General features: G+C 50.8%; 11 protein-coding genes. 7 read left to right on the forward strand and 4 right to left on the reverse strand.

The genetic code is table 11. The features are described from left to right. The first annotated feature begins 79 nt into the window (after positions 1 to 79). Positions 80 to 562 carry a transcription elongation factor GreA gene (greA, locus tag ACTS9Y_RS11070; RefSeq protein WP_442585984.1) on the forward strand — a complete coding sequence of 161 codons (483 nt, stop codon included), beginning with the start codon at positions 80 to 82 and terminating at the stop codon, positions 560 to 562. Between the two features lie 66 nt (positions 563 to 628). Further along, complete coding sequence (locus ACTS9Y_RS11075) at positions 629 to 1084, forward strand: DUF4149 domain-containing protein (protein WP_442585985.1); 456 nt, start codon at positions 629 to 631, stop codon at positions 1082 to 1084. 51 nt (positions 1085 to 1135) lie between these two features. Here ACTS9Y_RS11075 and yhbY read toward each other — a convergent pair whose 3' ends face one another. Next, positions 1136 to 1444 carry a ribosome assembly RNA-binding protein YhbY gene (yhbY, locus tag ACTS9Y_RS11080; protein ID WP_442585986.1) on the reverse strand — a complete coding sequence of 103 codons (309 nt, stop codon included), beginning with the start codon at positions 1442 to 1444 and terminating at the stop codon, positions 1136 to 1138. A 54-nt stretch (positions 1445 to 1498) separates the two neighbouring features. Here yhbY and rlmE point away from each other — a divergent pair, with 54 nt between their 5' ends. From rlmE to ACTS9Y_RS11105, 5 genes are all read left to right on the forward strand, one after another. Further along, on the forward strand, positions 1499 to 2119 hold the full coding sequence (rlmE, locus tag ACTS9Y_RS11085) for a 23S rRNA (uridine(2552)-2'-O)-methyltransferase RlmE (protein WP_442585987.1): 621 nt from the start codon (positions 1499 to 1501) through the stop codon (positions 2117 to 2119). A gap of 148 nt (positions 2120 to 2267) precedes the next feature. Continuing rightward, positions 2268 to 4190, forward strand: a complete 1923-nt coding sequence (ftsH, locus tag ACTS9Y_RS11090; protein ID WP_442585988.1) for an ATP-dependent zinc metalloprotease FtsH — start codon at positions 2268 to 2270, stop codon at positions 4188 to 4190. Positions 4191 to 4260: 70 nt separating this feature from the next. After that, the gene (gene folP / locus ACTS9Y_RS11095; protein ID WP_442585989.1) at positions 4261 to 5085 is read left to right on the forward strand and encodes a dihydropteroate synthase; all 825 of its coding nucleotides are present in this window, start codon (positions 4261 to 4263) and stop codon (positions 5083 to 5085) included. 19 nt (positions 5086 to 5104) lie between these two features. After that, positions 5105 to 6457 carry a phosphoglucosamine mutase gene (gene glmM, locus ACTS9Y_RS11100; protein WP_442585990.1) on the forward strand — a complete coding sequence of 451 codons (1353 nt, stop codon included), beginning with the start codon at positions 5105 to 5107 and terminating at the stop codon, positions 6455 to 6457. 17 nt (positions 6458 to 6474) lie between these two features. Further along, positions 6475 to 6960: a hypothetical protein gene (locus ACTS9Y_RS11105; protein WP_442585991.1), complete on the forward strand. Its 486-nt coding sequence runs from the start codon at positions 6475 to 6477 to the stop codon at positions 6958 to 6960. A gap of 3 nt (positions 6961 to 6963) precedes the next feature. Here ACTS9Y_RS11105 and ACTS9Y_RS11110 read toward each other — a convergent pair whose 3' ends face one another. Genes ACTS9Y_RS11110 through ACTS9Y_RS11120 form a run of 3 tightly spaced genes read right to left on the reverse strand, consistent with a single transcriptional unit; the run spans position 6964 to position 12037 of the window. Continuing rightward, a complete protein-coding gene (locus ACTS9Y_RS11110) occupies positions 6964 to 7800 on the reverse strand; it encodes a mechanosensitive ion channel family protein (RefSeq protein ID WP_442585992.1) in 837 nt (278 codons plus the stop codon). A gap of 35 nt (positions 7801 to 7835) precedes the next feature. Continuing rightward, positions 7836 to 9785: an alpha-amylase family protein gene (locus tag ACTS9Y_RS11115; RefSeq protein WP_442585993.1), complete on the reverse strand. Its 1950-nt coding sequence runs from the start codon at positions 9783 to 9785 to the stop codon at positions 7836 to 7838. 11 nt (positions 9786 to 9796) lie between these two features. After that, the gene (locus tag ACTS9Y_RS11120; protein ID WP_442585994.1) at positions 9797 to 12037 is read right to left on the reverse strand and encodes an HAD-IIB family hydrolase; all 2241 of its coding nucleotides are present in this window, start codon (positions 12035 to 12037) and stop codon (positions 9797 to 9799) included. Positions 12038 to 12302: the final 265 nt, after the last annotated feature.

Here is a 12302-nt window from a genome sequence, read left to right on the forward strand (position 1 = left end):
TATACTGTTATTGAAATAAGCCACGCTCGACCGGGTGTGGTTTATTTTTTTTATACTAATTTTTTTCAAGGTTTTCGTGATGGCAGTAAATCAATTTCCTGTGACCGTGCTCGGTGCAGAGCTACTAAAAGAAGAATTACAACGTCTGCGCGCGGTTGATCGCCCGAACATTATCCAAGCCATTGCAGAAGCACGTGCGCAGGGTGATTTGTCAGAAAACGCAGAATATGAAGCGGCCAAAGAGCGTCAAAGCTTTATTGAAGGACGTATTTCCGAGCTGGAAGCCAAGCTCTCCAACTTGCAAGTCATTGATCCAACGACACTGAATGCAGAAGGTCGCGTGGTATTTGGTGCGACTGTGCGATTTGAAGACCTGGATTCAGGCGATAGCAAAATCTACCAGATCGTCGGTGAAGATGAGGCTGATATCAAAAACGGTAAGATTTCTGTCAGCTCACCGATTGCACGTGGTCTGATCGGTAAAACCGAAGGCGAAGTGGCTGAAGTGCAGTCACCAGGTGGCGTGAAAGAGTACGAAATTATAGAAGTGCTTTATAAGTAGCGTTTTAACATTCAAGTGCTAGTTTGAAAGCACTTGCTACAGATTCCCTGAATATAAGGAAAGCGTATGGCACGCAAAGCTGGATTGATAGCATGGTTAACGCCGGTGTTGCTCACTCTCTGGGTGGGTGCATTGTGGATGACGGGCATCACTGCCAGCGTGCTATTCCAGACCATCGCTGATCGGCCACTGGCTGGACTGGTGGCGGGTAAGCTGTTTACGATCGTCAGTTATATAGGTATAGGGAGTGGACTCTGGTTGCTGATACAGCGTCTGGGTACTGATGGATTTTCCGCCTTCAAGCAAAGCCTGTTCTGGATCGTGCTAGTGATGTGGGTGCTGGTGCTGGTAGGCGAGTTTGGTATACAGCCATTGTTAGCACAGTTGAAAGCCAGTGCTTTGCCGAATGATGTCATGCAGAGCGTATTTGCCAGCCGTTTCAAGACCTGGCACGGCATAGCCAGTGTGGCTTACCTTGTTGAATGCCTGCTGGGTTTATGGCTGGTGATCAAATCCAGTTAGCCAATAAAAAAACGCGCAGATAATGCGCGTTTTTTAATCAAACCAAGCGTTTTAAATTTTTGGGATGACGATTTTTGCCGAAGCTTTCACCGTGTCACTGGCTCGGTAAAACACCAGTTGTTTGCCAATATGGTGAACCGCAACTGCATTCACCTTGCTGGCGATTTCATCCAGTATCGTTTTACGTAATGCGCGGTCATCGCCTGACACTTGCACCTTGATGAGTTCATGGGCATTCAGGTTGAGATCGATTTCTTTTAATACCGCTTCTGTGAGGCCATTATTGCCAATCATAACCACTGGATTCAGTGTGTGGGCAAGGCCACGTAAATGCGCGATTTGTTTACTATTTAGTTGCATAAAAGCATTCCTTCAAGACAGCCTCTATTTTAGCACGAAGCGAATAATCACTCTATGAAACCTACCAGAACCAGCAAAGCCTGGATGCAAGAGCATCTAAACGACGAATACGTCAAACGCGCACAAAAAGATGGCTATCGCGCCCGCGCGGCGTATAAGTTGCTGGAAATCGACGACAAAGACAAACTGATCAAACCCGGTATGACGGTGGTGGACCTGGGATCTACCCCGGGCAGCTGGTCGCAGGTGACCGTGCAACGCCTGAAAGGGCAGGGGCGCATCATTGCGCTTGATCTGCTGGAGATGCACCCGATTCCAGGCGTAGAGTTTATTTGTGGCGACTTCCGTGAAGAGGTAGTGTTGCGGCAGCTGGAAGCCAGCCTGAAAGGTAAACTGGTAGATCTGGTGATTGCCGATATGGCACCCAATATGAGCGGCCTGAAAGATGTCGATCAGGCAGGCGCGACCCATTTAACCGAATTGGCATTGGAATTTTGTCAGGATTGGTTGAAACCGGGTGGAAATTTCCTGGTCAAAGTATTTATAGGTAGCGGTTTTGACGAAATCGTGAAACAAATGCGCAGCCAGTTTGAAAAAGTCGTCACGCGCAAACCTAAAGCTTCACGTGACCGCAGTAGTGAAGTTTACTTGCTGGGATTACATCGAAAACCCTGAAATGCAATGGTTTTTGCCGTCTAGTTTCATCGCATAACCTAAAATTTATGTATACAATACAATGTAGGGCTTGAAAACTTTGCTAATGCCTCCATTGTCACCTGTAGGGGTATCCCCCGCCTTTCGTTTTTTAAGTTAAGGAACCATCTTGAACAATCTATTGAAGAATATCGCGATTTGGGTAGCTATCGCCTTGTTGTTGATGACGGTATTTAATCAATTCAACGGCACCAGCAAAAATAGTGGTCAGGTGGTTTATTCACAATTTATGCAAGAGGTCAGGGATGGCCGCGTGGCAAAAGTCCAGATCGATGGGCGTAATTTGCACGTGACAACCAATGAAGGCAAAAACTACGATACCTTCACTCCATCAGACCCATGGCTGGTGTCTGATCTATTAAAAAATAACGTGATTGTGGATGCCAAGCCAGAAGAGCGCGAATCCATGCTCATGAGTATCTTCGTGTCCTGGTTCCCGATGATTCTGCTGATTGGCGTCTGGATATTCTTTATGCGCCAGATGCAGGGCGGCGGCAAGGGTGGTGGCCCATTCTCTTTTGGCAAGAGCAAAGCGCGCCAACTGGATGAATCCAATAACAGCACGACATTTGCTGATGTGGCCGGTTGCGACGAAGCAAAAGAAGAAGTCGCCGAACTGGTCGAATTCCTGAAAGATCCAAGCAAATTCCAGAAACTGGGTGGCCGTATTCCACGTGGCGTACTCATGGTAGGGCCTCCGGGTACTGGTAAAACCCTGCTGGCACGTGCGATTGCCGGTGAAGCGAAAGTGCCCTTCTTCAGCATTTCCGGTTCTGACTTTGTAGAAATGTTTGTCGGCGTGGGTGCTGCGCGTGTGCGTGACATGTTTGAAAACGCTAAGAAAAATGCACCTTGTATCGTATTTATCGATGAGATCGACGCGGTTGGCCGTCATCGCGGTGCTGGTACTGGCGGCGGTAACGATGAGCGTGAACAGACATTGAACCAGATGCTGGTCGAGATGGATGGTTTTGAAGCGAATTCTGGCGTGATCGTGATTGCTGCGACTAACCGTGCAGATGTGCTGGATAAAGCATTGTTACGTCCAGGCCGTTTTGACCGCCAGGTGATGGTTGGCTTGCCAGACATCAAAGGCCGTGAGCAGATACTGAACGTACATATGCGCAAAGTGCCTATCGATCCAGATGTGAAGGCTGATATTTTGGCCCGTGGTACGCCTGGTTTCAGTGGCGCGGATTTGGCTAACCTGGTCAACGAAGCTGCCTTGTTCGCAGCCCGCCGTAACAAGCGCACTGTGGATATGCAGGACTTTGAAGATGCCAAGGATAAAATCTTCATGGGCCCGGAACGTAAATCCATGGTCATGCGTGAAGAAGAGCGTTTGAATACCGCTTACCATGAATCTGGCCATGCAGTGGTTGCCAAGTTATTGCCAACGGCTGACCCGGTGCATAAAGTCACCATCATGCCGCGTGGCTGGGCTTTAGGCCTGACCTGGCAGTTGCCTGAGCATGACCGTATCAGCAACTACAAAGACAAAATGTTGCACGATATTTCGATTCTGTTCGGTGGCCGTATCGCTGAAGAAATTTTCATGCATCAAATGTCTACAGGTGCTTCAAACGACTTTGAGCGTGCAACGAAACTGGCGCGCGATATGGTGACCAAGTACGGTATGTCTGACAGTTTGGGCACCATGGTGTATGCAGGTAGCGAGCAAGACTCCTGGATGGGCAGCATGTCTTCCCGCACCGTGTCTGAAGCGACCCAGCAAAAAGTAGATGCTGAGATCCGCCGTATTCTCGACGAGCAATATGCCCTGGCGCGTAAACTGCTCGAAGAGAATCGCGATAAAGTGGAAGCCATGACCAAAGCGCTGATGGAAATGGAAACCATTGATGCTGACCAGATCAACGACATCATGGCAGGCTTGCCAGTGCGTCCGGCCAAGCCGAAAAACGGGCCTGCAGTCACTACTGGTAGCAGTGGCAGCGGTAGCGGTGGTACAGTCGTCAACACATCACCACAACCAACGGCTAAAACTGACGAAACTGATTTAAATAATCAATAGACTCAGGGCTTTAAGTTAGAATATAAAGGCTGGCTTTTGCCAGCCTTTATTTTTTTACAGAATTGTTTTTATGCACTTACGCTGCGGCGCATTTATATTAGATTTAAGTACCCCTCAAGTGATGGGGATACTCAATGTCACCCCGGACTCATTCTCGGATGGTGGTCAATATACGCACACGGAATCTGCAGTTGCGCACGCGCTGACATTGATTGAAGAGGGCGCTGCGGTGCTCGATATCGGCGGTGAATCCACCCGGCCGAATGCCACGCCTGTTCCGCTAGAAGAAGAGTTGCAGCGCGTCATCCCGGTGATTGAAGCCTTGGTCGCACGCAATATTCCTGTCCCCATTTCGATCGATACCTATAAGCCTGCCGTGATGCGTGCTGCAATTGCAGCTGGCGCCAGTATAGTGAATGATGTGCGCGCATTGCAGGAGCCAGAGGCCTTAGACATCGTTGCAGAAAGTCATGCAGGCATCTGCCTGATGCATATGCAAGGGACGCCGCAAACCATGCAGGATGACCCGCATTACGAAAATGTGGTGGCGGAGGTGAAAGCGTTTCTGCTGGCACGTCGTGATGCCTGCCTGGCCGCAGGCATAGACGCAAATCGTATTCTGCTGGACCCTGGATTTGGTTTTGGTAAAACACGCGCGCATAATATCGCTTTGGCTAAGTCCTTAGCGGAATTGCTAGAATTAAACTGTCCGTTGCTGGTCGGCCTGTCCCGAAAATCCGTATTAGGTCAGATGACGGGCAATGATGTCGCTGCCCGTTTGTATGCCAGTGTAGCTGCTGCTGTGGTAAGTGCCATGCAGGGCGCGCATTTGTTGCGGGTACACGATGTCAAAGCGACCGTAGAAGCATTAAAAGTGGTCACAGCACTCAAATAAATCAAGAAAGTATATAAGTATGGGTAAACAATATTTTGGCACTGATGGCATCCGTGGACGCGTAGGTGAATCAGTTATCAATCCTGAATTCGTTATGAAACTGGGCTACGCCGCTGGCCGAGTGCTGGCTGGTCAGGAAAACTTGCCCAACGGGCAGCGCCCTACGGTGCTGATCGGTAAAGATACACGCATTTCGGGCTATATGCTGGAAGCTGCGCTGGAAGCCGGATTGTCGGCGGCAGGGGTGGATGTGTTGCTGACTGGCCCCATGCCAACGCCAGCCGTCGCTTATTTGACCCGTGCGCTGCGTGCACAGGCAGGGATCGTGATCTCAGCTTCACATAACCCTTATTATGACAATGGCATCAAGTTTTTCTCTGCTCAGGGAACGAAACTGCCGGACGATGTGGAGTTCGCGATCGAGGCAGAAATCGCCAAACCCATGCAGGTGATGGAATCAGCCAAACTGGGTAAAGCCAGGCGTGTGGATGATGCCGCGGGGCGCTATATCGAATTTTGTAAAAGCACTTTCCCCAACCACCTGGATTTACGCGGCCTGAAAATCGTGCTCGATTGCGCGCATGGCGCCACCTATCACGTGGCCCCTGACGTGTTTCACGAGCTGGGTGCCGAAGTCATTGCCATCGGCAACCAGCCGGATGGCCTCAATATCAATGAAAAAGTAGGCTCTACCCATCCTGAAGCATTGCAACAAGCGGTGGTTGAGCACCAGGCTGATCTGGGCATCGCGTTTGATGGCGATGGTGACCGCGTCATGATGGTGGATGGTGCCGGCCAGTTGCTCGATGGCGACCAGTTGCTGTATATCATCGCCATGGGCCTGTATGCCAAAGGGAAACTCAAGGGGGGGGTCGCTGGCACGCTGATGACCAATCTGGCACTGGAACATGCGCTGCAAAAACACCAGATCCCATTTGGCCGCGCCAAAGTGGGTGACCGCTACGTGCTCGAATTATTGCAAAGCAAGAACTGGAAACTGGGCGGCGAAAACTCCGGCCATATCCTTACTCTGGATAAACATAGCAGCGGCGACGCGATTATTGCCGCGCTACAGGTGCTGCATTCATTGCGTGAAAGCGGCAAGACCTTACAACAGCTCGGCGCTGATCTCGCGCTATATCCACAAGTGCTGATCAACGTGACCACCAAACAGAAACTGGATCTGGAGCAGAACGCAGTGCAGGATGCGGTGAAACAGGCGGAAACGGCACTCAATGGTGAAGGTCGCGTATTGCTGCGCGCCTCCGGCACTGAACCCAAGATCCGCGTCATGGTAGAAGGCCTCAACCCGTCACTGGTGCAATCGCAGGCAGAAGCGCTGGCTGAGGTCATCCGCCAGCTTGCCGCCTAACAAACAAGGAGCACTGCATGGATACCTTTAGTCACGCACTGTGGGGATATGGCCTGTTTGGCATACGCAAATATCCGAAATTTGCGGCACTGATGGGCGCCATGCCTGACCTGATCTCTTTCGGCGCCCTGATGCTGACGCGTGTCATCGATGGTACTTATCGCTGGGGCAAGCCTGCGCTGGCCACATTGCCCGCCTGGATCTATCCGGCCTATACCGTGGGCCACAGTTTTGTGATCGCTTTTGCCGTGATTGGCCTGGTAGCCATTTGGCGCAAGGATATCGCCTTTGCCATGCTGGGCTGGCCGTTTCATATCACGCTGGATTTCCCGTTCCACAGCCTGCAATATTTCCCTACGCCCATGTTCTGGCCGATCTCGGATTTCAAGATCGACGGGATTCCCTGGTCAACCTGGTACATCTGGTTCCCGAATGTGGCGGGGATCATTCTGTTGCTGGCCTATCGTCAACGGCAAAAGAGAAGGCGCCAGGCCGGTCTTTAATTTTCAAGAATCAGGGTTTAATTCAATCTGCTGTTGTTGAAGTGCGCTTTTAATCCGTCTGAAATATTCCCGCTTGATTGCAGCTTTTTCCAGCGGCAATACTTTGAAACGGCAACGGATGACGACAGCAGAATCTGTCAGTTTATCAACATCATTGACTTCAGCCGGCCCCAGGATTTTGTTTTTAAACACGCCATCGCGGGATAAATCGTCTGCGACTTGCTGCATGATCTGGATCACTTCCGGAATATTTTCTTCGTAAGCCAGGGTTATCTCGATCACTGCATAGGAGAAGTCGCGTGAACGGTTAGTCACAGTGAGGATTTGTCCATTAGGTACATAATGTACATTGCCGTCATCGTCGCGCATCTTGATGTAACGCAGCGTGATGGCTTCAACCAGGCCAGATTTCCCGGCGACCTCAATCACATCATCCTTACGGATCTGGTTTTCCAGCAGCAGAAAGAAACCAGTGAAGTAATCCTTGACCAGGCTCTGTGCGCCAAAACCAATCGCCAGGCCAACCACACCGGCAGCCGCGAGCACCGGAGCGATCGAAATCCCCAATTCATGCAGCACTTCGACGATGGTGATGGCAATGATGACCGTGGTGATAATGTAGCGCAGCACCATGGTCACGGTATTGATGCGCTTGACCTCTTCAATGTGATCAACGGTTTTGTTGCTTAAGCTGTCACGCAGCACATTCAGGGCGCGCTTGCTAAAGCGGTTAAGCAGGTAGGCGATCACAAGGATGACAAAAATACGCAGCAGCGTTTTTGTCAGTATGATGGCCTCTGCCGGGTTAGCGATACCAAAGTGTGTAAACCATTCTGTCATTCAGGGTTCTTTCTCTCAGGGTTTTTTCTAAAGGTTTAAGCGGGCAACCAGTAGGCGGTCAGTTTCGGTATCACGATGGCGTCATCTTCTACCAGCACTGCCTGGCCGCTACATAAGTCGATTAATGTGCTGCCTGCTTTAAGGCCTTTTTGTTTAAACAGATGCAGGGCCGCGCGCTGCGGATGCACATCAAAGTTAGCAACCACCACTACTTTCGGGTTCATGCCGGTTTGCACGTAACGGTTGAAGGCGAATAAATGCGGATTGACTGTATCTATCAATTCACGGTTATTCAAATCTGCAAATGCAGAAATCTCTTTGCGGATAGCGATCATCTGCTTGATCTGGCTGAACAGGCGTTGCTGCACGGTGCCGGGCTCATTCCTGAGCGCCATCTCGTCCCAGTCGAGTGTAGGCCTGTGTACCCAGCGGTTATCGTGCATTTTGGAGGAATCCTGCAAGTAACCGTCATTGTTCAAGGTGCCCACCGAGTCACCGTAGTACAGCAGCGGGATGCCACCAAATGACATGATCAGGTTATGCAGCAGGACGATGGTCAGAATGGCGTTATCAATCGCTGGCTGGTCATTGTTTGCCAGCGCAGTTTCCAGGCCGGCCAGAGAGGCCAGCGCACCCGAGATGCGGGCATCCCCGGTTTTACGGTTTACGCCAAAAGCAAAACCACGCGCATTGGAATCGGGATATTGCCCGGTGTAATAATCGACCAGGAAGCGCCTGTGCGAAACTGGCTCAAAGCCCGAAGCGATAATCGCCTGGTCACTGAAACCGAGGCCGATATCATCATGGCAGCGTACATAATTCAGCCAGGTCGCACGGTCCAGTTTTTCAGGTAGATCTTTGACGCCATTGGTCAGTAAAACCGTATTTTTTGTCGCCACTGCATCCCACAACAAGGCCATAAAGGTCGCGTTATAGGCGATTTCACATTCCTTGGCATTCACCGCATCTTCGCCAAAATATTTAATGATCTCCAGCGGTGCCACAATCGCTTCGGCAATGAAGATCACGCCGGGTGCGGTGACCTGGCAACAGTCTTTGAGTAGTTGCAGGATCAGGTGGGCTTCGCGCTCGTTCTGGCTGGTGCTGCCTATCTTTTTCCACAGGAAAGCCACCGCATCCAGCCGCAGGATATCGACGCCCTTATTGGCCCAGAACAGGATGATGTCGACGATCTCTATCAATACCGCCGGGTTGCTGTAATTCAAGTCCCACTGATAGTTATTGAATACCGTCATCACCCATTTGCCGGTTTCGGGGTTAAAGGTAAAACTGCCTGGCGCATGCTCAGGAAACACTTCCGGCATGGAAGCCTCGAACATGTCCGGCACGGCGCGGTCAGGGTACATATAGTAGTAATCCTGGTAACGCTGGTCGCCGTTTTTCGCATTAATCGCCCAGGCATGCTCGTCAGAAGTGTGGTTAACCACCACGTCCAGCGTCAGCAACAGGTCACACTGCTGCATGGCGGTGATCAACTGCTCCAGGTCTTCCATAGAACCGTAGCGTGGATCCACTTTGCGGAAATCACGCACAGCATACCCGCCATCATTGGCCTGCTCCGGGCAGTCACAAATCGGCAGGATATGCACCAGGTTCACGCCCAGTTCCTGCAGGTAAGCCAGTTTATCTTTCATATTGGCCAGGTTGCCGGCAAAGCCTTCGCAATACAGCGCCATGCCGACTATTTTCTGCTGCATGAACCAGTCGTGGTTCTTTTCACGTTCCAAGTCTTTTGAGCGCAAATGCGGTGCGCGCTGGGCATATTGCTTTGAAAGCACCGACACCAGGCTGGCCAGCTGTGGTTTGAAATCTTCGCGTTGGCCGTAGAGATGCTGGAACAGCGAATAAATCGCATAAAAGTTGGCGCCCAGCCGGGTATAAAAATGCTGCCAATCTTCACCTTTGGGTTGTTTGAGTTCTGTCAGAATGTCATTCAGCAAAGAATGCGAGATTTGTTCGTACATATTGAGTGCTCCTAAATCACTTTTTCAGCCTGGGGGTCGTGCGACTTTTTCTTTTTCGTCTTGCTTGGCAGTGCTTCTGTGGTTTTGTCGCCTTGGTCAGATGCACCGAATTTGTAATGCTGCATGCCTTCGAGAATGCCATGCGCATAACTCGCCTCGGCAAAATAGATACGGTTGACGCCTTTGAGGTGCGTCAGCTCCTCACTATGGTTACCCACTACCACCGCCATGGTGTCGCCCATCAACATTTCTATATCATTGCCGGAATCGCCAGACACCAGGAAGTTAGCCAATGGCAGCCCCCATTTATAAGAAAGGTAGCGGATGGCATGGCCTTTAGAGGCGCGCATGGGTAACAGATCCAGGAATTCACCATGCGAATAAATCACTTGGGCATGCAGGTGTTGCTTGCGCAAATGTGCATAGATGTCTTCTACCGAAGGCATTTTTTTCGCATCGACGATATAAGAAATCTTGAATTCTCGCTGGTTCTCTGCAGACTGTAATTGAATACCGGGGATTTGCTTCATGGCCTCCAGCAGGTATTCCCGGCGCCACAAATGCCGGATATGGTTGGCCCAGCCGACATCGGGGATGCTGCGCAAACCATAATGAATTTCAGAGCCAACCGAGGTAATCAACACATCCGGGATGGGGATACGGTTTTTGCGCAAAATATCGATGGCGCTTTCTAGCGGCCTGCCGGTGGCGATGCCGAAAATATTGTAGCCGGAGTTGGTCCTCAGCCAGTCCACCAATGCTTCGTGTCCTTCACGATTGCCTAATAAGGTGTTATCGATATCGGTAATAAAGGCATGTTGTGCAAGCGGAATATGTGACTTGCCGTTATGGATGGCGATCTGTTGCCGGCGCAGGTTTTTGCGCTGTTTGCGTAACAAGTTGCGCACTTCTTTCACGTATTTGTTCACATGGCCGGCCCAGGTGTAATGGCGTTTGACATTCAGCACGCCACTCTTGGACCATTTGCTCCAGCGTGCTTTATCCGTTAAAGCCGAGAGCAGGGTATCGCCGATTGCCTGGCTATCCAGGGTATCCACCAGCAAACCATGGTGGCAATTGCCCAGGATGTCGCGCGGGCCACCATCGTCTGGCGCGATCACCGGCAATCCGCAAGCTGCGGCTTCCAGTAGTGTCAGACCAAATGGCTCGGTAAACGCCGCATTGATAAACACCCCACGGCTTTTTGCCGCCATGCGGTACATTTCCGGCACATCTTCCTGCGCATGTGTTTTCGGGATGGAGACTTTACCCCACAAATCATAAGTGTCTATATCCAGCAGCAAGTCAGTGAGTACGGTGGCCTGTGATTTTTCCAGTTCACGGATGTTCTCGCGGCTGCCAGCCACCAGCACCAGGTTGGCGCGCCGCTGCAGGGCAGGGTTGTTGCCATAGGCGCTGATCAGTCCTTTGATGTTTTTGCGTAGCTCCGGCCGGCAAATGCATAAGATCATCGGTTTTTTCGGATTATCCAGAAAGCGGTTGATACTTTGCTCGACCGTGCTGGATATAGGCCGTCTGCTTGGCGGTAAAAAGCGTGAGGTATCAGTGCCCGGTGGAATCACACGAAAACGCTTGGGATCGGGGCGGGTATACATGCCATATTGCAGTTCGACTTCCTGGCGGGTGCTGGTGACTATCAGCGAGGCATGCTGCACCAAGGCTTCTTCTTCAGTGATACGGCGTTCGAAATTGAATTGTTTTTCAATTTTTTCTGCTTTGCGGCCACTGGAAAGCAAACGATCCTGCTTGGGTTTACCCAGGGAATGGCCGGTATGAATCTGCGGAATGCCCAATAACATCGATAGCTGGCGCCCGACATAGCCTGCATCGGCATAATGTGAGTGAATCACATCCGGTAGACGGCCTTGCTGGCGTAAATAATGCAGGCAGCGGTCTACCATCTGGTCCAGATGCGGCCACAGCACTTCTTTGCGCAGGTAGCGTTTTGGCCCGCAAGGCACGCGGATGATGCGCGCTTTATCACTGATCTTTTCTTCAGGCTGCGCGTAGTCAGCTCCTACATCCGGGTCTTGGATCAGGCGGGTGAGTAAATCCACTTTGCCAACCTGCGGATGCTCAGCCAAAGCTTTTGCCAGATCCAGCACATAAGTACATTGCCCGCCAGTATCTGCATCTACACCAAGCTCGAGCTCCTCACCACGGATCAAGCCATGAACACTGATGAGCAATACATATAAAGGGTCATTTTTTTGTTGATGTGGCGCACGCATACATTCCTAACAGCATTTTTAAAACCTGAACGACAGATCAACAGGCGCTTGGGCCTATCGTCTGTGCTTACAGCTAGCTAGTGAAATGTAGGAAAGCGTGCGATGCACATATATTTGCTTGTTTGAATGCATCGGCATCCGTATCGCTGCTTTCATGAGAAAGCACCGTGTCACTAACCAGCAAAATTGATATATAAAGTGACACTAGCGTACAACAGAAGTTTAGTGCGGGTCTGTAGGAATCGTCTGAAAATAAAAAGCCCTG

The sequence above is a fragment of the Methylophilus sp. genome, from assembly GCF_052173275.1.
GTDB lineage: Bacteria > Pseudomonadota > Gammaproteobacteria > Burkholderiales > Methylophilaceae > Methylophilus.